The sequence below is a fragment of the Acinetobacter calcoaceticus ANC 3811 genome, from assembly GCF_000399665.1.
Taxonomy (GTDB): Bacteria; Pseudomonadota; Gammaproteobacteria; order Pseudomonadales; family Moraxellaceae; genus Acinetobacter; species Acinetobacter calcoaceticus_B.
Window position 1 is genome coordinate 3272223 of record NZ_KB976986.1, and the last position, 26511, is coordinate 3298733.

24 protein-coding genes, 2 tRNA genes and 1 pseudogene are annotated in these 26511 nt (G+C 38.6%); 13 read left to right on the forward strand and 14 right to left on the reverse strand.

The genetic code is table 11. The annotated features are described in order from the left end of the window. Positions 1-64 precede the first annotated feature (64 nt). From F935_RS16595 to F935_RS16610, 4 genes are read left to right on the forward strand one after another with little or no spacing between them, the layout of a single operon-like run. The gene (locus tag F935_RS16595; protein ID WP_016139945.1) at positions 65-1015 is read left to right on the forward strand and encodes a homoserine kinase; all 951 of its coding nucleotides are present in this window, start codon (positions 65-67) and stop codon (positions 1013-1015) included. 10 nt (positions 1016-1025) lie between these two features. Beyond that, positions 1026-1655 carry a DUF1294 domain-containing protein gene (locus tag F935_RS16600; RefSeq protein ID WP_016139946.1) on the forward strand — a complete coding sequence of 210 codons (630 nt, stop codon included), beginning with the start codon at positions 1026-1028 and terminating at the stop codon, positions 1653-1655. A 36-nt stretch (positions 1656-1691) separates the two neighbouring features. Then, positions 1692-2084 carry a DUF4870 family protein gene (locus tag F935_RS16605; RefSeq protein WP_016139947.1) on the forward strand — a complete coding sequence of 131 codons (393 nt, stop codon included), beginning with the start codon at positions 1692-1694 and terminating at the stop codon, positions 2082-2084. Positions 2085-2087: 3 nt separating this feature from the next. Then, positions 2088-2393, forward strand: coding sequence for an antibiotic biosynthesis monooxygenase family protein (locus F935_RS16610; RefSeq protein WP_016139948.1), 306 nt, complete (start codon positions 2088-2090; stop codon positions 2391-2393). A gap of 33 nt (positions 2394-2426) precedes the next feature. Here F935_RS16610 and F935_RS16615 read toward each other — a convergent pair whose 3' ends face one another. Continuing rightward, a complete protein-coding gene (locus F935_RS16615) occupies positions 2427-3329 on the reverse strand; it encodes a DMT family transporter (protein WP_016139949.1) in 903 nt (300 codons plus the stop codon). Positions 3330-3427: 98 nt separating this feature from the next. On the opposite strand from F935_RS16615, the gene F935_RS16620 reads away from it, so the two are divergent. Both F935_RS16620 and F935_RS16625 read left to right on the forward strand, forming a co-directional pair. Further along, a complete protein-coding gene (locus F935_RS16620; protein ID WP_016139950.1) occupies positions 3428-3979 on the forward strand; it encodes a helix-turn-helix domain-containing protein in 552 nt (183 codons plus the stop codon). A gap of 188 nt (positions 3980-4167) precedes the next feature. Continuing rightward, positions 4168-5859 carry an ATP-binding cassette domain-containing protein gene (locus F935_RS16625; protein ID WP_016139951.1) on the forward strand — a complete coding sequence of 564 codons (1692 nt, stop codon included), beginning with the start codon at positions 4168-4170 and terminating at the stop codon, positions 5857-5859. 56 nt (positions 5860-5915) lie between these two features. On the opposite strand, the gene hisA is transcribed toward F935_RS16625, so the two are convergent. The 5 genes from hisA to hisB all read right to left on the reverse strand — a co-directional run bounded on the left by hisA (position 5916) and on the right by hisB (position 9380). Further along, positions 5916-6647: a 1-(5-phosphoribosyl)-5-[(5-phosphoribosylamino)methylideneamino]imidazole-4-carboxamide isomerase gene (gene hisA / locus F935_RS16630; protein ID WP_016139952.1), complete on the reverse strand. Its 732-nt coding sequence runs from the start codon at positions 6645-6647 to the stop codon at positions 5916-5918. Between the two features lie 94 nt (positions 6648-6741). After that, positions 6742-7383: a 3'-5' exonuclease gene (locus tag F935_RS16635; RefSeq protein WP_016139953.1), complete on the reverse strand. Its 642-nt coding sequence runs from the start codon at positions 7381-7383 to the stop codon at positions 6742-6744. Between the two features lie 85 nt (positions 7384-7468). After that, positions 7469-8017, reverse strand: coding sequence for a DUF805 domain-containing protein (locus tag F935_RS16640; protein ID WP_016139954.1), 549 nt, complete (start codon positions 8015-8017; stop codon positions 7469-7471). Between the two features lie 152 nt (positions 8018-8169). Continuing rightward, a complete protein-coding gene (gene hisH, locus F935_RS16645) occupies positions 8170-8787 on the reverse strand; it encodes an imidazole glycerol phosphate synthase subunit HisH (protein ID WP_016139955.1) in 618 nt (205 codons plus the stop codon). Then, positions 8787-9380 carry an imidazoleglycerol-phosphate dehydratase HisB gene (gene hisB / locus F935_RS16650; RefSeq protein ID WP_004639787.1) on the reverse strand — a complete coding sequence of 198 codons (594 nt, stop codon included), beginning with the start codon at positions 9378-9380 and terminating at the stop codon, positions 8787-8789. The genes hisH and hisB overlap by 1 nt, the downstream gene beginning before the upstream one ends. A gap of 101 nt (positions 9381-9481) precedes the next feature. Between hisB and F935_RS16655 the strand changes: the two genes are divergently transcribed. The 3 genes from F935_RS16655 (at position 9482) to F935_RS16665 (ending at position 10248) form a co-directional block, all read left to right on the forward strand. After that, positions 9482-9865, forward strand: coding sequence for a GNAT family N-acetyltransferase (locus tag F935_RS16655; RefSeq protein ID WP_004789887.1), 384 nt, complete (start codon positions 9482-9484; stop codon positions 9863-9865). Between the two features lie 105 nt (positions 9866-9970). Beyond that, positions 9971-10046, forward strand: a tRNA-Phe gene (locus tag F935_RS16660). Between the two features lie 126 nt (positions 10047-10172). Next, a tRNA-Phe gene (locus F935_RS16665) sits at positions 10173-10248 on the forward strand. Positions 10249-10420: 172 nt separating this feature from the next. Here F935_RS16665 and F935_RS16670 read toward each other — a convergent pair. From F935_RS16670 to ompR, 5 genes and pseudogenes are all read right to left on the reverse strand, one after another. After that, positions 10421-10852 (reverse strand): GNAT family acetyltransferase, encoded by a 432-nt coding sequence (locus tag F935_RS16670; RefSeq protein ID WP_004789884.1) that lies wholly within the window; start codon positions 10850-10852, stop codon positions 10421-10423. A gap of 129 nt (positions 10853-10981) precedes the next feature. Further along, complete coding sequence (locus F935_RS16675) at positions 10982-12496, reverse strand: acetyl-CoA hydrolase/transferase family protein (RefSeq protein WP_003653872.1); 1515 nt, start codon at positions 12494-12496, stop codon at positions 10982-10984. 35 nt (positions 12497-12531) lie between these two features. After that, positions 12532-12660: pseudogene (locus tag F935_RS18660) on the reverse strand (hypothetical protein). A gap of 27 nt (positions 12661-12687) precedes the next feature. After that, complete coding sequence (locus F935_RS16680; RefSeq protein WP_016139956.1) at positions 12688-14145, reverse strand: ATP-binding protein; 1458 nt, start codon at positions 14143-14145, stop codon at positions 12688-12690. A gap of 17 nt (positions 14146-14162) precedes the next feature. Next, positions 14163-14927, reverse strand: coding sequence for an osmolarity response regulator transcription factor OmpR (ompR, locus tag F935_RS16685; RefSeq protein ID WP_000060753.1), 765 nt, complete (start codon positions 14925-14927; stop codon positions 14163-14165). 668 nt (positions 14928-15595) lie between these two features. Here ompR and F935_RS16690 point away from each other — a divergent pair. Both F935_RS16690 and F935_RS16695 read left to right on the forward strand, forming a co-directional pair. Next, positions 15596-17947 (forward strand): Tex family protein, encoded by a 2352-nt coding sequence (locus tag F935_RS16690; RefSeq protein WP_016139957.1) that lies wholly within the window; start codon positions 15596-15598, stop codon positions 17945-17947. A gap of 298 nt (positions 17948-18245) precedes the next feature. Then, positions 18246-20432: a SulP family inorganic anion transporter gene (locus tag F935_RS16695; RefSeq protein WP_016139958.1), complete on the forward strand. Its 2187-nt coding sequence runs from the start codon at positions 18246-18248 to the stop codon at positions 20430-20432. Positions 20433-20499: 67 nt separating this feature from the next. Here F935_RS16695 and F935_RS16700 read toward each other — a convergent pair whose 3' ends face one another. Next, the gene (locus tag F935_RS16700) at positions 20500-21390 is read right to left on the reverse strand and encodes an SDR family NAD(P)-dependent oxidoreductase (protein WP_016139959.1); all 891 of its coding nucleotides are present in this window, start codon (positions 21388-21390) and stop codon (positions 20500-20502) included. Positions 21391-21663: 273 nt separating this feature from the next. Next, on the reverse strand, positions 21664-22941 hold the full coding sequence (locus F935_RS16705; protein WP_016139960.1) for an O-acetylhomoserine aminocarboxypropyltransferase/cysteine synthase family protein: 1278 nt from the start codon (positions 22939-22941) through the stop codon (positions 21664-21666). A 296-nt stretch (positions 22942-23237) separates the two neighbouring features. On the opposite strand from F935_RS16705, the gene ettA reads away from it, so the two are divergent. Further along, positions 23238-24899, forward strand: a complete 1662-nt coding sequence (gene ettA, locus F935_RS16710; protein ID WP_004639772.1) for an energy-dependent translational throttle protein EttA — start codon at positions 23238-23240, stop codon at positions 24897-24899. Between the two features lie 179 nt (positions 24900-25078). Next, positions 25079-25672 (forward strand): hypothetical protein, encoded by a 594-nt coding sequence (locus tag F935_RS16715; protein WP_016139961.1) that lies wholly within the window; start codon positions 25079-25081, stop codon positions 25670-25672. A gap of 99 nt (positions 25673-25771) precedes the next feature. Here F935_RS16715 and F935_RS16720 read toward each other — a convergent pair whose 3' ends face one another. Further along, a complete protein-coding gene (locus tag F935_RS16720) occupies positions 25772-26464 on the reverse strand; it encodes a YidX family protein (RefSeq protein WP_016139962.1) in 693 nt (230 codons plus the stop codon). Between the last annotated feature and the right edge of the window lie 47 nt (positions 26465-26511).

Genomic DNA, 26511 nt, shown 5'->3' on the forward strand with positions numbered 1-26511 from the left:
CTACACCTTCATGGAGGGAAGAGGTATTCTATCAAACTTCACAGATGTTTTTTGCAGGTTTTCCATGTCGGTTTATACCCCGTTGAGTTTAGATGAAGTTCGCACCTTTGCTGCACCTTATGGATTAGAGGTGTTGGAGCTGAACCCAATTCAGGGAGGTATTCAAAACACCAATTATTTTCTGGTTGATGTAAACCGCAAACAATATGTACTTACCGTGTTTGAAGAGTTAGATGCACAAGGGGCAGGCGAGCTCATTCCTGTTCTTGAACAATTGGGAACTCATGATGTACCTGTTGCTGTGCCGTTAAAACATAACGGACAAGCGGTTCATGTGATTGCAGACAAGCCTGCACAGATTGCACCACGTCTCATGGGTGACCATCCCATGCAAACCACAGTAGCGCAAGTTGCCGCAATTGCAGATGCACAGGCGAAACTGCATGTGGCTTTACAAGATTTTCCGCTTGAGCGTGAATATAGACGTGATCATCAATACTGGACAGGTGTTGCCGAGCAGCTTAAACCCAATATGACTCAAGATGACCAAACGTTACTTGAGCAGGTCTATCAAGCTTTTAATGCTAAAACAGCGCAGTATTCAAACCGACCAACAGGTTTTATTCATTCAGATTTGTTCCGTGACAATACTTTGTTTGAAGGTGAGCAATTACAAGGTATTTTAGATTTTTACGAATTAAATCAAGATGAATTGCTATTTGATATTGCGATTACCATCAATGATTTTTGTACCGAATATCCAGCAGCACATTTAAACTTTGACAAAGTGGCAGCTTACTTAGAGGCATATCAAAAAGTTCGTGTGCTTACTTCTGATGAACTTGAGTGTTTAGATGTATTCTTAGCAATGGCGGCATGTCGTTTTTGGTCAATGCGTTTGCAAGTTGCTCAAAAAAATAAAGAAGAAGGACGTACAGGTGATGACATTTTGCAAAAAGATCCGCAAGAAATGCGAGCAATGATGCAAGATCGTTTGAGCCACGTAAAAGGATAAAGGAATAAAGATGCGAGATCAGGGGCGATTAGTCGAATGGTTCGACGAAAAAGGTTATGGCTTTATTCAGCCAGATGATGCTGAAAAAGAGCGAGTCTTTTTGCATATCAAAGATTTTGCACGCCCTGGTCCTCGGCCAATTATTGGCTGTGCGCTGGAATATCTGATTATTCTCGATGAACAAGGTCGCTTTCGTGCCCAGCAGGTCACTTATTTAAAAGCATCTCAAACTCGTAAAGCCTCAAAGCCAGCGAAAACACAATCTTCATTTCAAGCTAAACCATGGTCTGCAATGCAAATGGGGATCGTGTTTTATTTCGTTTTAATGGGCATCATGAGTTTTATTCATGTTTTACCAGCCTATACCTTATTGCTTGTTTTAATGATGAATGTGCTGAGTTACTGGCTATATTCACAAGATAAAGAAGCTGCACAATTGGGTAATCGCCGTGTGCCTGAGCAAACATTGCACATTGTCAGCTTTTTAGGAGGCTGGCCTGCTGCATGGTGGGCACAACAAAAACTGAGACATAAAACACAAAAACAACCATTCCGTAAGATTTATTTTTGTACCATATTCCTTCATTTACTTTTGATTTTGTGGCTAATTTCTCCCTTAAACGTATTGCGGGGCTCATAAAAGTAAATTGTTTTATTAAACTTGAGAGGTATAAAAATGAATAGTTCTATCGACCAAGATTCAAATCGTACTTTAACGCTTATTTTATATGTACTTTATATTGTCGCTATTTTTACAGGCGGCTTACTTGCGGTTATTGCTTTAATTATTAACTATGTAAAACGTTCAGATGTGCAAGGTTCAATTTTTGCGAGCCACTTTACATGGCAAATCAGAACATTCTGGTGGTATCTCGCTTGGAATATTATTGCCTTTTTGCCGTTTATTTTCTTGTTTTTCACGGGTGAAAATACCGATCTATTTGCAGGCGTTGCAATCTCATCGACCGTATTCTGTGTGGGTGTAATTGGTGCTGCATGGATCTGGATTGTATATCGTGCAATTCGTGGATTGATTGCTTTAAATGATAACCGTCCGATGTATCAATAAATCATGATTATTGAACATGTGCATTTGAGTATAAAGTCTGGGCAAAGTGAAGCATTTCTTGAGGCTTTTGAGCAAGCTAAACATATTGTTTATCCAATGGAGGGCTTCAATGCTGTCCAACTCATTAGACATGCAACTGACCCACATCATTATATTTTAATGATCTCTTGGAATGAGATTGAAAATCATACAGAAGGGTTTAGAAAGTCTGATGCTTATCAGGAATGGAAAGCATTGCTCCATCCCTTTTATGATCCAATGCCAACGGTTGAGTACTATCAGCCTTGTATTTCATTGAAGAAAAAATAATAGCTAAAAAAGAGAGCATTAAGCTCTCTTTTTTTATTCTCGTATACTTTTGACTTTTTTGCTTGGCCACTTAAGTTTTAATTCACTCACTAAAACACCTAATACCACTAAGGCACCACCCAAAAGAGCGATAACTGGTAAACGCTCACCCGCAATTCGACCAATAATTCCTGCCCAAACAGGCTCTCCTGCATAAATAATTGCAGCACGGGAAGGATCAACCATACGTTGAGCCCAGTTCATCACAAATTGTATAAGTGCACTGGCTAAACCTAATGCAACAGCAAGGAGTACAAGTGGCCATGAAAATGCAGGAATTGTATGTTCACCCACCGCAGGCATAATGGCAAAAGAAACCAGAGAGGCTACACCGAGTTGAATGACGGTGACACGACGTAAATTTACTTTTCCAGCAAAGTAACTAATAAAAATAATTTCTAAAGCAATCGCAAGTGATCCGAGTACTGTTACAAGCTGTCCAAAACTTAAAGAGATTTTTTCAAAACCATTACCTGTCAATAAAATAAGACCAGCAAAAGCAAGGACTGCTCCCACCCAAGTCATAATGTGTGGAACTTTTCTAAAGATGAGCCACATTAAAAGTGGAACAAGCGGCACATAAAGTGACGTTAAAAATGCAGATTCACTACTTGGAATAGTCTGAAGACCAATCGTCTGTGTGCCATAACCTGCCGCAATGACTAAGCCAATCACACTGCCAGCGCCTAAGTCTTTTAAAGTAATGCCTTTAATACTCTTTAACGAAATAAGCAGCAAGGTAAGCGCCGCGATAGCAAAGCGGCAGCCCACAAAAAACATAGGCGATGAAAAATTCAGTGCATATTGCACAGTAAGGAATGTTCCACCCCAAATGATCGTAATTAAAACGAGTGCTAACTGGGGGGCTTTGCTTGAACTCAAAGAAATTGGTGACATATTCAAATTAGAAAGAATTGTGCAATATACTGCACATATTGCGCTATTCTTCTATTTTGTGCAATATATTGCTCATATTTTATTTGCTACGTTAATTTATGAGCCAGTCCAGTACCGTTTTACAGCATGTCGGCACAAACATTCGTTCCTTAAGAGATGAACGAGATTTAAGCCAACAGGACTTGGCCGATCAGGCAGGGGTGAGCAGACGGACAATCGCAGCTTTGGAAACAGGGCAGGTCAATATTAGCTTAGCTAAACTCGATGCGATTGCGGCGGTGTTGGGTGTGGATTTTAGAACGATTGTGAGTGCACCTGAGCATAAAGAACAAGCTTTGGTCAATGCACTTGCTTGGCAAGGTAAAAAAGAAGAAAGTAATGCAACTCTATTAGCCTCAGTTCCGTCCCGTTCGCAAGTTGAGCTTTGGACGTGGTCATTAGCAGTAGGGGAGTCTTATGTTGCTGAAGCAGACCCGGAAGGATGGCAAGAGCTTATTTATGTGTTAGAAGGTGAGTTGACCATACAATTTGCAGATAGTTCAAAAACCATTGTTGCTGGTTCTTCATTTATATATGCTAGTTCAGTGACTTACACCTATATCAATAGTGGTAACCAAGTACTTAAGTTTATTCGTAATGTGGTGTATTGATTTTAAAGTCTTTATAAAAATTCTTTTAAAATTATGAGAGTTATTAAATTTTATATAGAGAATTACACTTATTTAAAAAATTATAAGTGTAATTAAGAAAACATGAAGAATAATAAATAAGGCAAGTTATAATATTTCTTGTGTAATGAAATTATTTTTAACTCGTTTTAATAGAAAAAGATACAGAAATGAAATTTTTATTAAGTTCGCAAGATATTCAGAACTATAAATTTATATGGCAGGTTTCTAAAGAAAATTATAAGAAACAGAAGAGTAGTATGTTTCTCATGTTTTTATTAGTAATGTTTGCAGCATTCTTTACAACATTATTGCCATACCTGCTGAAAATTATTATCGATTATTCTGCACATGAATATAACTTTTTTCTTAATATTCAACTCCCATTTAATTTTTTATATCTAATTGTACTTGCTTACGCGACTGCATGGTTGGTGAATGAGTTATGCCATTGGACACAAAATATTTTTGGTGCTTATTTGATGGTTGATTTCAAAGGAGCATTAATTTCTGCAGGCTTAAAAAATTATTTAAATCTTAAAAAAAATGAACAAGATCAAATTGAGGCTGGAACAGTAATCAGTGATCTTGAAAGAGGGAGTTCTGCTTTTGGTGAGATTAATTTAACGTTGCTTCTTCATTTGGGACCGATTATTTTACAATTGGTGATGATTTTTGCAGTTTTATTTACGACCATTAGCCTAGTTTTTAGTATTAGCTTTTTATTAATAGCTATCGTTATTTTTATAGTTTCCTTTCATATAAATAAAACAAGTAGCTCACTATTTGACGCCATGTATGAACAAGATAATCAAGTGAATAGTCATTTGATACATCAAATATCTAACTCCTATGAAATTAAAGTGAAAAATGCAGTACCATTTCAATTGTCAAAATTTAATGACACCCTAGATTTGTATATCACAACAGCAAAAGATAGGAATAAGAAAATAGGACTATTGATGATTTCTCAATTGTTCATGATTTTTTTATTCTTACTTATTTTTATGTTATTTACCGTATTTCTTTCAACTGAAAAGCAATTAACTCCAGGTGCTTTCGTATTGATAAGTACTTATATTATTCAACTCACCAATCCATTTTTGGCTGTTTCCCAAAGCTTGATGCGCTTAAATGGAAACTTTGTGGCCTTAGCAAAATATCGACAGTACTTTAACCTCAAGAAAGAACAATATACACATTCTGCTATTAAAGCTTCGGAAACTCTCTTCCAGTTTATAGATGCTAAATTTTTATTAGGTAAAAGAGCAGTAGATCAATTTAATTTAACAATATTAGCCAATAAAACATATGTCGTGATTGGCCAAACAGGTCTGGGGAAAACTTCTCTGATGAATTATTTAATGGGGGTATATCAGATTCAATCAGGACAGCTTTTGTATAAAAGCATTGATATTAGTCATAACTTTTCTCAGCCTATTTTTGATGAGGTCATTTATCTTGCACAGCAGCCAGTTATTTTTCCTTATTCTTTAAGGGAGAATTTGGTCTATAACTCTCAGCATATATATGAAGATTCTTACTTACTTCAGATGCTTGAGCAGTTTAATTTGTTGCATATTTTGAAAAAACATCAATTAACGCTCGATGATGATCTAACTGAAATTTATAAGAATTTTTCAGGAGGGGAAAAGCAAAGAATTTGTATTCTTCGAGGTCTTTTGGCTCGCCCTCAACTCATAATCTTAGATGAACCGACCGCAGCTTTAGATGTAGGTACTGCAAAAAATATCCTTAAATATATTCAGCAGGTCGTTCCATCCGTAATTATGATTACGCATTCACCTTATGCAATGGAGCTTGCAGATGAGGTTATCGATTTAGAAAAATTATTAAATTAAAGTTAATCAAAAATAAAAAAAGAGCCTAAACAGGCTCTTTTTTTACATCTTAAAAATTAAAGACGGTTTTCATCTAATAAAAGCTGAGCTTCACGAAGGTTTAGAGTACCTTCATAAATTGCACGACCTGTGATTGCACCTAAAATGCCTGGTTGGCCTTTTAAGTTACGAACATCATCAAGGTTAGTTACACCACCCGAAGCAATCACTGGTAAACCTGAGTATTGAGCCAAGTTTACAGTTTGCTCAACGTTTACACCTTGCATCATGCCGTCACGTGCAATATCTGTGTAAACAATGCTAGACACACCTGCATCTGCAAAGCGTTTTGCTAAGTCAGTTGCTTTAACGTCAGTAACGTTTGCCCAGCCGTCAGTTGCAACCATACCATTTATGGCATCAATACCAACAATGATGTGGCCAGCAAAGCGTTTACAAGCTTCTTCTACAAATTCAGGCTCTTGAACTGCTTTAGTACCAATAATGACAAAAGTCACGCCAGCTTCTAAGTAATGTTCAATTGTTTCTAATGAGCGAATACCACCACCAATTTGAATTGGTAATTCTGGCTGAGCTTTAGCAATTGCTTCAACAACAGGCTTATGAATTGGAGTGCCTGCGAAAGCGCCATTCAAATCGACCAAATGCAAACGACGTGCGCCTTCATTTACCCAATGTTGGGCAGTTGCAACCGGATCATCAGAGAAAACGGTATCGTCTTCCATACGTCCTTGTTTTAAACGCACACATTTACCATCTTTCAGGTCAATTGCAGGAATGATTAGCATGCTTCCGCTCCTTGCTTCATCATGATTATGAAATTTTGCACATCTTAGCAAAGTATTGATCAATCGCTAAGCCTTAGAAAAGACTTTTATAACTTTACGCTTGAAGTGCAGTTTGAATAGTTTGAGAAATGTGAGTGGGTAATAGTTTTTGTTTTCTGAGCTCTTCAAATACCAATAAAGCAGCATACGCATCGGCAGCAGCGTAGCTGATTTGCTGGGAGCTAAGCGGCTTTCGTGCCCAATTTGAAGTTCCAATTTTTTTCGACTTTGCAAGATATTGCCCAAATAACAGTGCAACCGCTTTTTGTACACCCATTTGCTGTGTAAAACCGAAGTGGCTAAAGCCTTTAGCAAGATCGACACAACTTTCCAGTTCAATGCCTTTTTTATGAAAAATGTGTTTATCATTTTTAAGGCCAAAGCCGACTTTAATTTGCTGAGGGTTAGACAAAATGGGCTGTAAAAATTTTAAAGTCGATGAATTGACGTGAAATAAATAGGCTTTGTCTTCTGTAGCAAGTTGAATCAGATGTGGACCTGTTGAGACTTCGCCTACTCGAAAAGTCGGTTTAGATTCTGAATCAAAGCCAAAAATACTAATGACTTTTAATTCCTCTTCGATACTTTTGCATTGCTCAATATTTTCAAGGACCACAATATTTTGATGATTAAGATTTTCAAAAGGAGGAAGTTGCTGAATAGAGGCTTTATCAAGGAGGGGGGAGGCTTCGGACATATTTAACAGCATACAAAAGAATTGAGCTATTAGCTTTATATATGAATAAAGCCTAGAGAACTAGGCTTTATGACTGTCTTTAAAATTATTGCGACTGAGAAGGTGTTCCAATTTCAATACTTTCACTTCTTTCGATATAACTTTGATAACTCGGAACCATCATTGCAACAATAACTCCGAAAACAAATGCGAGTGGAATGATCACAATATAAATCCAACCCAAAACACGTTCCCAGCCAAGGGTTGTGCGTTTTGGGCCATAATCATTAGTGCCTTCCGTACCTTTTGCACAGAATAAATAAATGGCAAAGCCAATATTTACGACTGGTACGAGCATGAGTAAAGATAGCCATCCTGTATTATTACGGTCATGCAAACGGCGAATAGTAAATACGAAGCTAATATAAATACCAACGATATAGAGAATTGCAATAGAGACTATGCCCGGCGCAGTAAAGCCTGGAGCGCCCTCATTTTGTGTAAGTCCGAAAGTAAAAATAATAAGTAGAACAACAGCAGCGAGGGTTAGCGTAAATAGGAAGGTCCAAGCAGCGTAAGAGAGTCGACCGAAACGACCATTTGCCTTAAAGGGTGAATCCTGCTGAATAGGCTGATTTTCAAAAGGTGAATTCATTGTGTTTATCCTAATCATTTGGTTTTATTTGAAAGTATAAATATTCAATATTTTGTTGAATAAAATATCATTCTATAAATGTTTGGTTGTTATTATAAATAAAAAAAAAGATCAGGCCATCTAGACCTGATCTTTTTTAGTTTTAAATCAGATTAAATATTCCATTCCACAAAGTTTTTAAGTAACTGCAAACCAGCAGTATGACTTTTCTCTGGGTGGAATTGAGTCGCGAATAAATTATCTTTGTGAATCGCTGTGCAGAAGTTCACGCCATAGTCACAGGTTGCAGCAACTAAGCTTTCATCTTTTGGTTCGACATAGTAACTATGTACAAAGTAGAAGCGGGCATCTTGCTCAATGTTCTTCCACATTGGGTGGTTTGGGTCCAGTTGATGAACTTGATTCCAGCCCATGTGCGGTACTTTTAAGCCTTCCATTTGAGGGAAGTGCTTTACTACACCGTCAAAAATACCGAGTGCGTCTACACCGCCATTTTCTTCAGAACTTTGTAGTAATGCTTGCATGCCTACACAAATCGCAAGAACTGGCTTATTAAAAGCAGCGTTACGTACGACTTCATCAATACCTGCTTCACGCATGCCTTGCATACAGTCACGCATTGCACCAACGCCCGGAAAAACAATTTTGTCGGCTTGTGCAATTAATTTTGGATCATTGGTCACATCGACTGTAGCGCCCACATACTCAAGTGCTTTAGCTGCTGAGTGTAGATTGCCCATGCCATAATCAAGTAACGCGATACGTGTCATTAGAGGCTACCTTTTGTCGATGCAATCGTGTTTTCTGCACGTGGATCAACTTCACATGCCATACGTAAAGCGCGAGCTAGCGCTTTGAACACACTTTCAATTTGATGGTGGCTATTTTTACCTTTCAAATTATCAATGTGTAAGGTCATAAGCGCATGGTTTACAAAACCTTGGAAAAACTCAGAAAATAAATCGACATCAAAGGTACCGATGCGCGCACGAGTAAATGGAATATCCATGAATAAACCCGGACGACCAGATAAATCTACAACAACGCGAGATAAAGCTTCGTCTAATGGTGCATAAAAATGACCGTAGCGTTTTAAACCTTTTTTATCGCCTAAAGCTTGTGCAAAAGCTTGTCCAAGCGTGATTCCACAGTCTTCTACGGTGTGGTGATCATCAATATCGAGGTCTCCGTCACAATGAATATCGATATCAAATAAGCCATGTCGCTTGATTTGATCAATCATATGGTCTAAAAATGGAACTCCAGTGTTTAGTGTGCCTTGACCAGTACCGTCGAGATTTAATCGAACTCGAATTTTGGTTTCATTGGTATTTCTAACCACTTCACTGATACGTTGCGTCATGGACACGTTCCTCAAAAAACGTCAAAAATGATTGGATGTAACGATAATTTCGCTGTGACGAATTCGTGACAGCATCATAGTTTGCTCAGGAGGGTTAATCAATGCCTATTACCGTACATGCTTATAGTTCTCTAGATAATTCAGAGATTCGCGATCAGCTTGAGCGACTGTATGATACAAGTCCGGAGTTTGGTGACGGGCACGATGCGATTGAACAACTTGAACAAGATTTACAACAGTATACCACGCTATACACTGCTGAATTTAACACCAAAATTATAGGTGCAATCTGGTCTTCAGGACAAGGTGAAAGCAAGGTCCTTGAATATATTGTTGTTCACCCTGCTAACCGTGGTCGTGGGGTAGCTGAGCGATTGGTTGAAGAAGCTTGTCGTATAGAAGAGTCAAAAGGCGTTAAAATTTTTGAGCCAGGCTGTGGCGCAATTCATCGTTGTTTGGCTCATATTGGTAAATTACACCATTAAAAGCCCAGTTTGTATTTGATGATGATTTAAAAATAATCACTTGTTACAAAAAACACGGAAGTTGCTTGACGTTGTCATATAAACATTGTTTAATATGCCCACTTTGGCGTGATAGCTCAGTAGGTAGAGCAACGGATTGAAAATCCGTGTGTCCCCAGTTCGATCCTGGGTCTCGCCACCATTATATGTGTTTTCAATCCCTGATCCCATCAGGGATTTTTTTTAAGTATAAAAAATACTCAGTTAAATCAAAAACTCAGGATAATTGTTGACTATTGTTCTGAGATACGGCTTAATACAGGCCAACGGCGTGATAGCTCAGTAGGTAGAGCAACGGATTGAAAATCCGTGTGTCCCCAGTTCGATCCTGGGTCTCGCCACCATATTCGAAAAAGCCTCATACATAACGTATGAGGCTTTTTTCATGCTTGTGATTTTATCTGAACCATTATTTGTTTAGTTGTGGGTAAAATGAGATTTATCCACAAGTACACTCACTTATCCCCAAACTCAGTTTATTTTCTGTGTTATGCCAAAATGACAATAAGTAAGGCTCTAATCATGTGAACTATCGTTAATTAGACGTTTTCCTAAACATACCGCTTCTACTTCGTCATAACCGAGCTGTTCATAAAAATTCAGTACATTCAAATTATCTTTACGCACCAATAATTGAAGTTTTGGGCAGCCTCGCGCAATCAGCCGTTTTTCAAGCTGCTGAACAAGCGCTGTAGCTATTCCTAAGCGTTGTTGGTGGGGATGAACAGCCAAATAATTAATCCAGCCTCTATGGCCGTCATAGCCGCCCATCAGCGTGCCAATGAGTTGCTCATCTTTAATCGCAACTAGAAATAAATCATCTTGTTGTGAGACTTTTCTGAAAATATCGGTTTCAGGATTATTCCAAGGACGAGTTAGACCGCAGCTTTCCCATAAAATGACGACATCTTCCAGATCCGCATTTGTAAATTGACGAATGATAAACATATAGATTTCTACTTTTTGTTTTGATGTGCTCAAAAGATAAAATAAAAATTCGGGCTTGAGCAGTGTTTATTAATAATTTAAACAAATAAAAAAGCACCCCCGTAGGAGTGCTTGAATTTAACCCGTTATTTAAGCTGATTTTGCAACTGGTGCTGCTTGAAGCATTTGACCTGTTTCTTCGAAGTTTGCATGCCAAGACAATGCCTCACGAAGTAAATGAGGAGTGTGTCCACCTTTAGCACAAGCACGATCAAAGTAATCATTTAATGCATCACGATAAAGTGGGTGTACACAATTGTCGATAACAACACGAGCGCGTTCACGAGGTGCTAAACCGCGTAAGTCTGCTAAACCTTGCTCTGTCACTAAAATATCAACATCATGTTCACTGTGGTCAACATGGCTCACCATTGGCACGATAGAAGAGATATCGCCGCCTTTAGCAATTGATTTAGTCACAAAGATCGCCAAGTGAGCGTTACGAGCGAAGTCACCTGAACCACCAATACCGTTCATCATTTTAGTACCACATACGTGAGTTGAGTTCACATTACCGTAAATATCAAACTCAAGCGCAGTGTTAATGCCGATAATACCTAAACGGCGAACCAGTTCAGGGTGGTTAGAAATTTCTTGTGGACGAAGTACTAATTTGTCTTTGTAAGCTTCGATATTGCCAAAAACTTTTTCACCACATTTTGCAGAAAGCGTAATTGAACTACCAGAAGCAAATTTCATTTTGCCTGCATCAATTAATTCAAAAGTACAGTCTTGTAATACTTCTGAGTACATGATGAGGTCTTCAAAGTCAGAATCTTTTAAACCAGTTAATACAGCATTGGCAATAGAACCGATACCCGCTTGTAATGGGCCAAGGCTCTTCGGTAAACGACCTTCAGCAACTTCTTTATTAAAGAAAGCAATAAGGTGGTTCGCAATACCTTGAGTTTCATCATCTGGCGGAGTTACCGTTGATGGTGAGTCATGAGTATCGTTAAATACAATACCGACAATCTTTGCAGGATCAATTTGGATTGCTGATGTACCAATACGCTCATCCACTTTTGTTAATGGAATTGGAGTACGTGTTGGGCGGTAAGTTGGAATGTAGATGTCGTGCAAACCTTCAAAGCTTTCGCTTAAAGATGTGTTGATCTCAACAATAACTTTCTCGGCAAAAATAGCAAAACTTGCAGAGTTACCTACAGAAGTTGTTGGAATAATGCCGCCATCTTCAGTAATTGCAATTGCTTCAATTACTGCAACATCAGGACGTTTAAGTTGTTGGTTGCGCATTTGCTCAACAGTTTCAGATAAATGTTGGTCAATAAACATAACTTCGCCATTGTTAATGGCACGACGTAAAGTGTTGTCCACTTGGAATGGCATACGACGAGATAAAACACCTGCTTCCGTGAGTTGTTTGTCTAAGTCGTTACCTAAGCTTGCACCCGTAATTAACGTGATTTTTAACGGATTTTTCTTTGCAAGTTCTACAAGTGCTTGTGGAACAGCTTTAGCTTCACCAGCACGAGTAAAACCACTCATACCTACAGTCATTCCATCTTCGATGAATTGTGCAGCTTGTTCAGCACTGATGACCTTGTCATGAAGAGAAGCTAGGCGAATACGACTTAAAGACATTGGACATCCTCAGAATTGTCAAAACATAGGCGATTTTAGCTATGAAAAATTGAAAAGTGCATAGGTGTTAGGCTAAGGTCTAATTTTGTAAATAAATGGTGGTATAAATTATATTTATGGTTTTTATTTTATTGATTTTTAATTATTTTATTTGTCTTTAAAATGAGGCCTTTAATAATTAATTGGTTAAATTAAAAGCGCTCACTAAAAGTTTGTTTTATTTTTTCTAATGGATTGATCGAGCTATTTTCTTCAGTAACTGGTTTTGGAATAGGTAAAGAAATAATAACTTCTAAACCACCTTGTTCACGGTTGTGAATTTGAATTTCACCATGATGAATATCGACAATACGTTTGACAATCGCCAGTCCAAGTCCACTACCTTGAATTGTTCTTGCGGCGTCTCCACGGACAAAAGGCTGCATTAAATCTTCAATTTGATCTGGCGGAATACCTTCACCATGATCGGCAACGGTAATTAAAATATTTTCATTTTCAACTTTTGCACTTAGATCTATGGGTTCAGCACCATAGCGTTTTGCATTATTAATCAGGTTGGCAATCAGTCGCTTTAAAGAAAGGCTACGTGCTGGAATGATGGGCACATCCTGCATCTCGAAGTGAATATCAAGCGGCTTGAACTGGACAACAAGTTCTTGCAAAAGCATATTGATATTGGTGTCTTTCAACTCTTCATCTGAGCCATCACGCATATACGAGATAAACTGATTAAGAATTGCATCCATATCGTCTACATCATAGACCAGACCTTCACGTAAGAACTCATCAGGTAGCATTTCTGCTGTTAAGCGGATGCGTGTTAGAGGAGTGCGCAAATCATGTGAAATACCGGCCAACATAATACGTCTTTCACGCTCGGTTTGATCAAGCGTATAGACCATGCGATTAAAGGCTTGGTTTACTTGGCGTATTTCTAGTGGACCGTGATTGGTATCTAAGTAAGGTGCAGTTCCAGACTTACTATATTCATTGGCAGCATTCTGCAAACGACGCAGAGGACGGTTCATTTGTCTGACCAAAATCAAAATAATGATAGCCGACAGTAATGGAACGCCAACGACCCAACCAATTAAGAGTTCAGGACTATAGTTTGCATAGGTTTTTAAAGGCTCGCGGACCCAGTTCCCATGCATTTCAGGTGTTTGAATCCAGATACGTGGGCTAGGCTTAAACTGGAAATAAACCGTAACATCCTTAGCCCCAATCTCATTTGCAAGCTTTTGCTCGATTTGATTGGTAAATAACTCAGCAATTACTTTATCGCGGACACTTGGATATTCTTTAGGGTTGGTAACATATTCAATACCAACACGATTACGTAACCACTCATCAATATCGACTTCATTTCCGCGGTGAAAAATCCGTATATCCGGGTTATTGACGAGCTCAAGTTCAACTGCAAGATAACGAGCGTGTTGTTGAATTTCAGGTAAGTAAAGAGTGCGCCAAAAGAACCATAACGACATAAATAAGCTAAAAAATACTACCAGCAGTACCAGAATAGTGGTACGCATGGCAGCAGAGCGTGGCTTAATTTTGTCGAGGAAACGTTCCCACCGAGTTCGTTTCCGTTCTGAGTAGGTCGCGTAATCAGTAAAGTTTTGTGGCGCTATTGGTTCTAGACTCACTCTATTTTATCTCAAGCTTATTCCGCACCATCTGGAACAAATACATAACCCACGCCCCATACCGTTTGGATATAACGTGCACGTGCAGGATTATCTTCGATTAAACGGCGTAGGCGAGAGACTTGAACGTCAATTGAACGTTCCATTGCACCCCATTCACGGCCACGAGCCAAATTCATGAGTTTGTCGCGTGTTAATGGTTCACGTGGATGTTGTACCAAGGCTTTTAATACTGCAAATTCGCCAGTCGTTAAGGTAACGATTTGTCCTTCGCGTGTCAGTGTGCGAGTAGACAAGTCTAAAGACCATGGACCAAAGCTCACAACTTCAACTTGTTGGCTTGGAGCACCAGGAACTTCACGAACTTGGCGACGTAATACAGCACGGATACGGGCTAAAAGTTCATTTGGATTAAATGGTTTTGGCAAGTAATCATCTGCACCAGCTTCAAGACCTGCAATACGGTCTGAATCGCTACCGCGTGCTGTTAACATGATGATTGGTGTATCAATATTTGATTGGCGTAAACGACGGCAAATACTTAAGCCATCTTCAACTGGCAACATAAAGTCGAGTACGATAAGTGAAAATAACTCACGTTGTAATAGACGGTCCATTTGAGAAGCATCATGGGCAGTTTTTACAACAAAGCCTTTATCTTCCAAAAAACGTTGCAAGAGGGTACGTAAACGCACATCGTCATCGACCACTAAAATACGTTCGACACGATCCGTTTCGTTGTGTACGGTTTCAGGATGTTCAGCAGGTACAACTAAACTCATGATGTACTCCCTTTTAAAGTCATAATTTATATATTATTGGGTCGGTGAGGCTTATTGCCAACAAGCCCTCAGTATAATGCCGATGTTCTTGTTAAGACTATGTATCAATTTGCTCAAAATTACAATTTTCGAGGTGGTTTGAAACCAAAAAACAACATCTTAAGCCCATAATTTAGCAAAGACTGATCTAAAAAAACAAATACTGAAATATTTGATAATTTTTTAATAATTAAATACTAATAACTCATTGTTTAAAATAGGTTATTTTATATGTGTAAACTTGATTGTTGTAGCGTTTTTAAGTATTGAAGTAGGCAAGTCGTTGGGTTCGATAAAAATTTAGAAGAATAAAACCTTGTTGAATCTCTATATTTTTATCTTTTGAGGGCTGTATCAATATGATCATTTTCTCATAAATTATAATAAAAAATTTTCAGCTTCATGACATAAGTTATGCATTGGTAATTTTATGAGCAGTAAAGTTCGGGTCCAGCTTTAAAATTTTTAGACTTAAATATCTGTTTTTATGTGCTCTAGTCGGCTTAAAAAGCATAAATATTCAGAGTCAATACAAAAAAACGTTTTGAATACGCAAACAAGTGTGGATTTTATGGGCTTGGTCTTTATAATCAGTGCTTTTAAACTTTATCCTTGTGGGATCAAACACGATGACTGACTTAGTTCAGCAGTTGGCAAGTGAGCTTGCCGTACGTCCAAACCAAGTAGAAGCTGCCATCCGCTTAATTGATGAAGGTGCCAGTGTTCCATTTATTGCCCGTTACCGTAAAGAAGTAACACAAGGTTTAGATGATACGCAGTTACGCCAATTAGATACTCGTTTAGCGTATTTACGTGATTTATATGAGCGCCGTGAAAAAGTTATTCAGTCATTGCAAGAACAGAATAAATTGAGTGATGACTTGTTGGCACGAGTGAATGCTGCCGAAACAAAAAATGCTTTAGAAGAACTTTATGCACCGTATCGCCCTAAGCGTACAAGTAAATCTTTTAAAGCAAAAGAAGCAGGTTTAGGACCAATTGCTGAAAAAATTATTGCAGAACAAGTTGACCCGACAGAAGCATTGGCTGGATTCAGTCATGAAGACTATCCAGATGTTGAAAGTCAGTTAGATGCGATTCAGCATATTTTGATTGATGACTGGGCACAAAATATTTCACTTACTACAGAATTAAAAACAACTTTTGCAAAAACTGCGGTTTTAAAAAGTGCGGTTGCATCTGAAGAAAAGAAAGAAGTTGGTAAAAAATTCCGTGATTATTTTGAATTTTCTGAAGGTCTAAACAAATTACCTTCTCATCGTTTATTAGCGATGTTACGTGGTCGTCAAGAAAACGTATTGGGTTTGAAAGTAGATGGTGAAGATGACGCTCCATTGGCACGTATTGAAACTGAATATAACCTTGAGCAAATTCAACCTCAAGCACGTCAGGATTTCTTAAAGCAAACTGCAAAATTATTCTGGTTAGGCAAGATTCGTCCTCAAATCGAACATTCATTGCTAACAGAAAAACGTCTTACTGCTGAAGCAGAAGCAATGCAGGTATTTGCTGAAAATCTTCGTCATTTATTATTGTCAGCGCCAGCTGGTAGCCGTACGACTTTGGGTGTTGACCCTGGTATTCGTACTGGTGTGAAACTGGCAGTGATCAGCGATGCAGGTGATGTACTTGCTCACAGCACGATTTATCCATTTGCTCCAAAAGATGATAAAGAAGGCTCAATTGCTGAACTTGCACGTCTATGCCGTGAATATAATGTAGAGCTCATTGCAATTGGTAATGGTACAGCTAGCCGTGAAACAGAAGCTGTTGTTGCTGAAATGATGGCTGCAAATACTGATCTGAATTTAACACGAATTACTGTAAGTGAAGCGGGTGCATCTGTTTACTCTGCAAGTGAACTTGCGTCGGCAGAACTTCCAGAGCTTGACGTTTCAATTCGTGGTGCAGTTTCTATTGCTCGCCGTTTACAAGATCCACTTGCTGAACTTGTGAAGATTGATCCGAAATCAATTGGTGTAGGTCAATATCAACACGATGTGAACCAAACTGGTTTGGCAAAAACACTTGATGCAGTGGTAGAAGACTGTGTGAATGCTGTAGGGGTTGATGTAAATACTGCTTCACCAGCAATCTTGGCTTATATTGCAGGTTTAAACAAAGCAATTGCTCAACAGATTGTTGAATACCGCAAAGAGCATGGCCGTTTTGACAACCGTCAAGCGTTGAAAAGCGTACCACGTTTAGGTGATCGTACTTTTGAACAAGCGGCTGGTTTCTTACGTATTCAAAATGGTTCTGAGCCTTTAGATGCTTCTTCTGTTCACCCTGAAAGTTATGGTCTTGTTGAGAAAATTGTTGCAGCAAAAGCAACAACTGTTAAAGACATCATCGGTAATAGTGAAATCATTCGCCAAGTAAAAGCTGATGAATTTGTTGATGACAAATTTGGTTTACCAACAATCCAAGACGTTTTAGCTGAACTTGAAAAACCAGGTCGTGACCCACGTCCAGAGTTCCGCACTGCTAAATTCCGTGAAGATATTACTGAAGTTGGTCAATTGACAGAAGGTATGCAACTTGAAGGTGTGATCACGAATGTCACAAACTTTGGTGCCTTTGTTGATATTGGTGTACATCAGGATGGTTTAGTTCATATTTCTGAACTTGCAAATGAGTTTGTATCTGATCCGCATAAAGTTGTAAAACCGGGCCAGATCGTACAAGTACGTGTTATGCAGGTTGATGTGGAACGTAACCGCGTTAACTTAAGTATGCGTGCTGAAGGTTCTGCACCTGTAAAAGCTCAGCGTCCACCACGCCGTGAGCAAAGTACAGAACAACGTTTTGAACGTAAACCTCAAGGTAATAAACGTCCTCAACCACGTAAAGATCAAGCTGAACGTCCTCAGCGTGCCAAGCAAGAGAAACCACAAGAGCAAAAAATTGGTGGTTTAGGTGCATTGTTGCTACAAGCAGGGATTAAAGGCTCTAAATAAGCGTCTTTAATTAATAAAAAGGCCTCCAATTGGAGGCTTTTTTATTGGTTAAGAATTTTTCTAAAATTTATTAAATTAAAAAGTAGTGAAGAAAAATGCAGTCCTAAAGATGAGGTGAATCTTAAGATCAACAAAATCGTTGTCAAATCTACAATCAACTATACAACGTTATAGCATAACTAAACTTTAATGATATTCAGTTGTTCGACATCATCAACCCAGCCTTGAAGCATTTACTCACTTTCAGGCTGTAATAGTACAACTTTGCTTATTTCTTTTTATTATAAATGGTTGTTTTATGTCGGTTTTAAACCTGAAAAATAGATTTCATTTAAAAGACCTCTTATCTGGAGTCGTCGTATTCCTTGTGGCATTACCGCTGTGCTTGGGTATCGCTTTAGCCTCAGGTGCTCCCATCATCTCTGGTATTATTGCAGGTATTGTGGGCGGCATTATCGTAGGTTTGCTAAGTGGTTCCCACATTAGCGTTGCAGGCCCAGCGGCAGGTCTGACTGCCGTCATTCTTGTACAGTTGGAACAACTAGGCGGCAATTATGCCGCCTTTTTATTATGTATTATTTTTGCCGGCGTCCTGCAAATTCTATTTGGATTATTCAAGTTAGGTTTTTTTGCGAACTTTATTCCAAATAATGTCATTTTAGGATTACTAGCCGCTATTGGTGTCATCCTGATTGCAACCCAATTACCTTATTTGTTTGGGCTTTCTGATTTTTCATGGAAACAGGTTTGGACATCAACACCTGATGCATTCCTTCAGCGTTTCGATAGCGGAGCAGCGCTCATTGGGTTGCTCAGTTTATTTTTAATTTTAGCGTGGGACAGCAGTCCACTCAAAAAACTAGCTTTACCTTCCGCTCTAATCGCAGTTGTGCTTGCAGCGGGTTTAAATTTTATTTTAGTGAGTATTGGCTCTGCATGGGCAGTGCAAATTGATAACCTCATTCAATTGCCGAATATATTGCAAGCACCTGAAGAGGTCTTAATTTTTCCTGACTTTAGCTATTTAACTGAACCTATGATTTACACAGGAGCAATTACGCTTGCTGTCGTGGCATCTTTAGAAACATTATTGAATCTGGAAGCGGCAGATAAAATTGATCCTCAAAAACGCTCTTCTCCTCCTAACCGTGAACTCTGGGCGCAAGGCACAGGTAACATCATTTCTGGTTTAATTGGTGGAATGCCGGTGACCTCCGTTATTGTGCGTAGTTCAGTGAATGCAAATGCAGGTGCACGTAGCAAATGCTCTACTATTATTCATGGTGTATTGTTGCTGTTAGCGGTTTTGTTCTTCGTGCCATTAATGAACATGATTCCTTTGTCTGCATTGGCTGCCATCTTAATCTTGACAGGCTTTAAGCTTACTCATCCAAAACTATTTAAACAGCTTTATCAAAAAGGCTGGAAACAGTTTTTACCTTTTATTATTACCTTAGTTGCAATTTTATTGACCGATCTTTTAATGGGAATTTTGATTGGTCTGTTTACCAGTAGTGCTTTTATTCTCTATGGTAATTTTAATAAAGGTATTCGTGTTTATAGAGAGAAGCGCTTGCATGGCGTAGTGACTCGTATTGAACTTCCATCACAAGTGACTTTTCTTAATCGTTCTGCGCTTATTTCAGCATTGGAACATGTACATAAACATCAGCAACTCATTATTGATGCAACTCAATGTGATTCGATCGATCCTGATATCTATCAAGTTATTCAAGATTATCAAAGTGAAACGGCTATTAAACGCCAAGTTAATCTTAAACTGGTCGGGTTCAAACAGCACTATCAAGACGTTGATGATGCGGTACTTGATATTGATATTAGTACACATGATTTGCAACAAAAGCTGAGTCCTCAACAGGTTGTCAACTTACTTAAAGAAGGGAACGAACGTTTTGTAAAAAATGAACGTTTACAACGAGATATTTATCGACAAATTCGTGTTACTGCAGATGAAGGGCAGCATCCGATCGCAGCAGTGCTTGGTTGTATGGATTCACGTGCACCTACCGAAATGATTTTTGATGTGGGTATTGGTGATCTGTTTAGCTTACGAATTGCAGGTAATATTGCTGGGCAAAAAGTACTGGGTTCGCTTGAATTTGCTTGTCAGGCTAAAGGCTCTAAAGTAATCGTTGTTTTAGGACATACCGATTGCGGTGCGGTGACGAGCGCATGTCAATTGCGTCTAGAGCAAAAGCAAGTGTCCGATGTGAAGGAAATGCCACACATTCAATATGTACTTGGACCATTAATGCATTCGGTTGATAGCGTATATGACATTATGCAACCACGTGAATTAGGTAATGCTTTTATTAGCCAAGTGACCGCAATGAATGTTCACTACAACATCCAGTACATCATTAATAACAGCAGTGTGCTCAAAGATATGGTTGAGCGAGGTGACATTGTAGTTGTGGGTGCAATTTACGATGTAAAAACAGGGCATGTTCAATTTCTTGATTGATAAATTCTTTAATTAAAAAAAGCGCCTTATTTGAGGCGCTTTTTTTCACTATGGCATCAACTCAAAATTACCAGTGCTCACCTGGGAAAATTCGTGCATATGCTTTTTGTGCCCAGTTTAATTTCTCGGTTTTTTCACCTTTTGCTGCATCCGAACTTGGGAATAAACGGAAACCAATCGACATAAACATATTGTTGATGCCCGGCGCAACCGAATAAGTCATTGAAGCTAAACGACCTAAGTTAGTTGCCATACGTTTCGGGCGTTTCACAATTGCATAAGCAATTAAGTCGGCAGCCTGGTCAGGTGAAAGTGTGGGTACATATTTATAAATTTTAGTTGGTGCAATCATTGGGGTACGAACCAATGGCATATAGATTGAAGTAATTGCGATTTTATGTGCATGAACCTCGGCAGAGAGGCAACGACTAAATGCATCAAGCGCTGCTTTAGATGCGACATAGGCAGAAAAGCGAGTCGCATTTGCCAATACACCAATCGAGCTAATATTAATAATTTGCCCATCTTTACGCTGAATCATATGAGGCAAAATGTTGAGCACTAAGCGCACTGCGCCAAAATAATTTAATTGCATCGTGCGTTCAAAGTCATGGAAACGATCATAAGACTCGTGTACGGCACGGCGAATAGAACGACCTGCGTTATTAATTAGAATATCAATGTGATCAACAGTCGCTAAAATTTCTTTAGATACTTGATCAATCGTATCCATATCATTGAGATCACATGGGAAAATTGTTGCCTTACCGCCACGACTTTCAATATCTGCTTTCACTTCTTCCAACGTTTCTTGAGTACGGGCAACAAGTAAAACATGAGCACCAGCATCAGCAAGTTTGTTTGAAATCGTTAATCCGATTCCACTTGATGCGCCTGTCACTAAAATGACTTTATCTTGTACCTTTTCCTGGAACAGAGCTTCTAATTTTTTATTCACAGCATTTTACCTAAGTAGGGGCAGGGACTATTTATTCCGGTATGTAATTTTTATTTTTTACAACCGTAGGTTCATCCAAATGAACTCATAAATATGGCTATTATCTTAATAGATGTTTAAAAATTGTCTAGTCTGTAAATATATGAAATTTAACAATTTATTTAGAGTAAAAACTCTAAAATAGTATCTTAATCCATTAATTGCTTTTAGCTGTAGAATATGTAAAAAATAAAAAAGCCTCTATTTCCAGAGGCTTGTCGAGTAGTTTAAAATTTATACGGCTGAAAGTGCTTGGTCTAAATCGGCAATTAAGTCATCAATATGCTCAATTCCAATTGAAAGACGAACCATATCTTCGCTTACACCAGCAGATTTAAGTTCTTGTTCATTAAGCTGGCGATGAGTCGTGGTTGCAGGATGACACGCCAAACTTTTTGCATCGCCAATATTTACGAGACGAGTAAATAATTGAAGAGCATCGATGAAGCGAGTCCCCCCTTCGAGACCATCTTGTACACCAAAAGATAAAATTGCAGATGGTTTCCCTTTTACATATTTTTGAGCAAGCTGGTGCTGAGGATGATCTGTGAGACCTGCGTAATTGACCCATTTTACTTTAGAGTGATTTTTTAAATATTCCGCAATTTTTTGCGCATTTTCAGTATGACGCTCCATGCGGAGGTTTAGAGTTTCTAAACCTTGTAAAATCAAGAAAACACTCAGTGGGCTAATTGCCGCACCTGTATTACGCAATGGTACAACGCGAGCTCGTGCTATATAGGCCGCCTCACCTAATGCCTCAACATAATTAACCCCGTGATAACTTGGGTCAGGCGTGTTCAAAACTTTAAAACGCTCTGGATATTTACCCCAAGGGAATTTACCGCTATCTACAATCGCTCCACCAATACTATTACCGTGTCCACCGATATATTTAGTAAGCGAATGAATAACGATATCAGCACCATATTCAAAAGGTTTTAATAAAGCAGGGGTGGCAACGGTGTTATCGACAACGACAGGCACTCCATATTCATGTGCGATTTTTGCAATTTCTTCTAAATCGATGATATTTCCGAGTGGGTTACCAATCGACTCAACAAAAACAAGTTTAGTTTTATCATCAATTAATTCTCGTAAGCTTTCAGGCTTTTGGTAATCAAAAAAGCGAACTTCAATACCTTGTTTTGGTAAGGTATGAGCAAATAGATTATAGGTTCCGCCATATAAAGTTGAGACAGAAGCAATATTGTCTCCTGCTTCGGTAAGGGTCTGAATTGAGTAAGTAATTGCTGCCATACCAGAAGCTAAGGCTAAAGCACCAATTCCGCCTTCGAGTGCAGCAAGGCGTTGCTCAAGCACAGCCGTGGTCGGGTTCATAATGCGAGTATAAATATTACCCTGAACTTTTAAATCAAAAAGATCGGCACCGTGTTGTGTGTTATCAAATGCATAAGAAGTGGTTTGATAAATAGGAACCGCGACAGCTTTTGTGGTTGCCTCTGGTGAGTAGCCAGCATGAATTGCTAGAGTTTCATCTTTATAAGTCATGATTACTTCATCTTCGTGAGTTAAATATTGAGCGAGTCTAGCCTAAAATTCATATTGAAAATTGCAGAAATTCTGGTTTGTTTTCTAATTTTAGGAATAAAGATAGAAAAATATACGCTGAAATGCTGTATAAATCTTATACATAAACATTTTGCAACTTATTGAAAAAGAAAATTGTTTGATAAATCCGTACGATGGAAATCATAACTTCAAGTCAATGAGGTTTTCAGCGTATAATACGCGCGATTATTTATCGCTTTATGCGATGTATTGGTTTTTCAATTGAGGAGTCCTGCGTGGCCCAATATATTTATACGATGAACCGAGTGTCTAAAATGGTTCCGCCAAAGCGCGAAATCTTAAAAGACATCTCTTTATCATTTTTCCCGGGTGCCAAAATTGGTGTGCTCGGTTTGAACGGTGCAGGTAAATCTACCCTGCTTCGTATTATGGCTGGCGTAGATAAAGATTTCTCTGGTGAGGCTCGTGCACAACCTGGAATTAAAATCGGCTATTTAGAGCAAGAACCACCGCTTGATCCGACTAAAGACGTTCGTGGTAACGTTGAAGATGGCGTGCGTGAAGCTTTAGATGCATTAGAGCGTCTTGATCAGGTTTTTGCAGAATATGCAGACCCAGATGCAGATTTTGATGCACTTGCAAAAGAGCAGGAAAAATTAGAATCAATTATCCATGCTTGGGATGCACATAACCTAAACAACCAGCTTGAAATTGCTGCGGATGCGTTGAATCTTCCAGCTTGGGATGCAGACGTATCATTACTTTCTGGTGGTGAGCGCCGTCGTGTTGCACTTTGCCGTTTATTGCTCTCGAAACCAGATATGTTACTTCTGGACGAACCGACGAACCATTTGGATGCAGAATCTGTAACTTGGTTAGAGCGTTTCTTGAAAGATTTCCCGGGCACTATCGTTGCGATTACGCATGACCGTTATTTCTTGGATAACGTGGCTGAGTGGATTCTTGAACTTGACCGTGGTATGGGTATTCCTTATCAAGGTAACTATTCTTCTTGGTTAGAACAAAAGAATGCTCGTTTAGAGCAGGAAAATAAACAAGAAGAATCTTTTGCTAAAGCATTGAAAAAAGAACTTGAATGGGTTCGTTCAAATGCTAAAGGTCAGCAAAAGAAAAACAAAGCGCGTATGGAACGTTTTGAAGAGCTTAACTCTAAAGAATTCCAGCAACGTAATGAAACATCTGAAATCTATATTCCACCTGGCCCACGTTTGGGTAACAAAGTTGTGGAAGTGGAAGGCATCAGTAAATCATTTGACGGCCGCTTACTGTACCAAAACTTAAGCTTTACTGTACCGCCAACAGCGATTGTTGGTATCGTTGGTCCAAACGGTGCAGGTAAAACGACTTTATTCCGTATGATGACCGGCGAACAGCAACCTGATACAGGTACTGTGACCTTAGGTGAGTCAGTTAAAGTTGCTTATGTTGGTCAGATTCGTGACACTCTAGATAATAATAAAACTGTTTGGGAAGAAGTTTCTGGCGGTTTAGATATCTTAAAAATCGGTGATTACGAAATCGCGTCACGTGCTTATATCGGCCGTTTTAACTTTAAAGGTCAAGATCAGCAAAAACGTGTAGGTGAATTATCTGGTGGTGAGCGTAACCGTTTACAACTAGCGAAGATCTTACAGTTAGGTGCAAACGTAATCTTACTGGATGAGCCATCAAACGACTTGGATATTGAAACTTTACGTGCGCTTGAGGATGCAATTCTTGTATTCCCAGGTACGGTAATGGTGGTATCGCATGACCGTTGGTTCCTTGACCGTATTGCGACACATATCTTGTCATTTGAAAATGAACAGCCAGAATTCTACGCGGGTAACTATGCAGAATATGAAGCATATCGCCAGTCACGTTTAGGTGATGACGCTGCTCAAAAACGTACGAAATACAAAAAAATTAGCGGGTAATCTCTGCTAATTGAAAAAACCAGCCTAAGGGCTGGTTTTTTGTTTTCTATCAAAAAATATTAAGAAATAAAAAATTAAAATTCCATAAAGTGATTGAATTTATACTTATATTTTTGATTTATTAAGATTAATATTACGGCTTAATTTATTAAAAGGTAAATAAACCTTTCTGGAAAATCATGAAAAAATTTAAACTTTATACTATTGCTTTAGGGGTAGCTGTTGCTACACAACTTACTGGATGTCTTTCAGTAAAATCTTATGTTGATCCTGCTTATAAGTCTCTTTCCTATTCGGATATTAAAAAACCGGCTCAACCTATTCCAGTGGTTTTAACTACTGAATTTCAGCGAAATGGAGCTGTTGTTCCAAAAGCTGGTAAAGAACTGCAATCAGCAGTTGAGCGTAGTCTAAGAGCAACAGGCGTATTTTCTCCAACAGCCCAGTCGAATGGCGAGAAGCAAGCAAAATTACAATTAACCGCGAATAATGTGGCTGATTTAGGTGAGGCTGCGGGCAAAGGGGTTTTAACTGGTTTGACTTTTGGTGCTGTCGGTAATGCGATTGCTGATAAATATGAGTTTAAATTTAATTATGTTGATGCTCAAGGTAAAGAAATATCTGAGCGTTACCCGCATATGATTTTAACAACAGTTGGAAACAAAAAAGCGCCTATTGAAAATGTGCAACCAATGTCGATTAACGAAGCATTTAATAAAGTTGTTGATGATGTTGTAATTCGTTTTTCTTCTGACTTACAAAAACAGCAATAAACATCTAGTTCAAGTACACAAGCTATTTGTGTGACATATTACCAGTTAAAATAAAAAACCAGCCTAAGGGCTGGTTTTTTATTTTAAGAATGAAAGATCTTATTTATTAAAGTCCCCATGTAAATCTGACCATATTAATGATGGAGCTACCGTAATAACGTCAAAGGTCATTGCTAAGGGATATAAGACCATGCGTGTTGCACGTTTAAATGGGTGTTTCTTGGTTGTCTCATCTTTTTGTTGTAAAGCGACGGGGTAGGGAGTTGGGAGTTGCTGTTGAATCTTTTGATTCTCTGCTTTTTGATAAATCTTCCCTTTAAAGCGAATAATGGTGAAAGGATAAAAAACTTGTTGTTGGTTTTCCATCGCCATGAATTGATTTTTAAAACCTAAGGTCTTTAAAAGTTCCTTTTGCTTCTCATCTATTTTAGACATAGGGATATTATAACGAATCGTCATTTCTCCATGGAAATGGGTGGAATCATCCATCTCTAGTGCAAGAGGTGATGGTGTCTTTATTGTTCTCTGTTCTGCGGGAATGCTTTTGATAATATTTAGAAGGTTTGAGCTGCCATCTGTCATTAAATAGTTATAGTCTTGACCGACAAATACAAAACCTTGTTCTTGCTCATTTTTAACTGCTTGACCTAAGGCAATAATTTGATCGGTTTTTAAAACGGTTGTTTTAATTTCAGTTGTTTCATTTGGTAAAGCGGTGGACAACATATTGGTCGCACAGCCCGTTAAGCCCAGACAAATTGTTAATATAGATGCAGAAAAAAGCTTGTACATAATGATTACTCAAAAGAAATTATTTTTGTCTCGTGTAACGTGAGATA

Coding starts and splice junctions, on each gene's coding strand:
- F935_RS16595 (WP_016139945.1), top strand. CDS start 65: ATGTCGGTTTATACCCCGTTGAGTTTAGATGAAGTTCGCACCTTTGCT.
- F935_RS16600 (WP_016139946.1), top strand. CDS start 1,026: ATGCGAGATCAGGGGCGATTAGTCGAATGGTTCGACGAAAAAGGTTAT.
- F935_RS16605 (WP_016139947.1), top strand. CDS start 1,692: ATGAATAGTTCTATCGACCAAGATTCAAATCGTACTTTAACGCTTATT.
- F935_RS16610 (WP_016139948.1), top strand. CDS start 2,088: ATGATTATTGAACATGTGCATTTGAGTATAAAGTCTGGGCAAAGTGAA.
- F935_RS16615 (WP_016139949.1), bottom strand. CDS start 3,329: ATGTCACCAATTTCTTTGAGTTCAAGCAAAGCCCCCCAGTTAGCACTC.
- F935_RS16620 (WP_016139950.1), top strand. CDS start 3,428: ATGAGCCAGTCCAGTACCGTTTTACAGCATGTCGGCACAAACATTCGT.
- F935_RS16625 (WP_016139951.1), top strand. CDS start 4,168: ATGAAATTTTTATTAAGTTCGCAAGATATTCAGAACTATAAATTTATA.
- hisA (WP_016139952.1), bottom strand. CDS start 6,647: ATGCTAATCATTCCTGCAATTGACCTGAAAGATGGTAAATGTGTGCGT.
- F935_RS16635 (WP_016139953.1), bottom strand. CDS start 7,383: ATGTCCGAAGCCTCCCCCCTCCTTGATAAAGCCTCTATTCAGCAACTT.
- F935_RS16640 (WP_016139954.1), bottom strand. CDS start 8,017: ATGAATTCACCTTTTGAAAATCAGCCTATTCAGCAGGATTCACCCTTT.
- hisH (WP_016139955.1), bottom strand. CDS start 8,787: ATGACACGTATCGCGTTACTTGATTATGGCATGGGCAATCTACACTCA.
- hisB (WP_004639787.1), bottom strand. CDS start 9,380: ATGACGCAACGTATCAGTGAAGTGGTTAGAAATACCAATGAAACCAAA.
- F935_RS16655 (WP_004789887.1), top strand. CDS start 9,482: ATGCCTATTACCGTACATGCTTATAGTTCTCTAGATAATTCAGAGATT.
- F935_RS16670 (WP_004789884.1), bottom strand. CDS start 10,852: ATGTTTATCATTCGTCAATTTACAAATGCGGATCTGGAAGATGTCGTC.
- F935_RS16675 (WP_003653872.1), bottom strand. CDS start 12,496: ATGTCTTTAAGTCGTATTCGCCTAGCTTCTCTTCATGACAAGGTCATC.
- ompR (WP_000060753.1), bottom strand. CDS start 14,927: ATGAGTTTAGTTGTACCTGCTGAACATCCTGAAACCGTACACAACGAA.
- F935_RS16690 (WP_016139957.1), top strand. CDS start 15,596: ATGACTGACTTAGTTCAGCAGTTGGCAAGTGAGCTTGCCGTACGTCCA.
- F935_RS16695 (WP_016139958.1), top strand. CDS start 18,246: ATGTCGGTTTTAAACCTGAAAAATAGATTTCATTTAAAAGACCTCTTA.
- F935_RS16705 (WP_016139960.1), bottom strand. CDS start 22,941: ATGACTTATAAAGATGAAACTCTAGCAATTCATGCTGGCTACTCACCA.
- F935_RS16715 (WP_016139961.1), top strand. CDS start 25,079: ATGAAAAAATTTAAACTTTATACTATTGCTTTAGGGGTAGCTGTTGCT.
- F935_RS16720 (WP_016139962.1), bottom strand. CDS start 26,464: ATGTACAAGCTTTTTTCTGCATCTATATTAACAATTTGTCTGGGCTTA.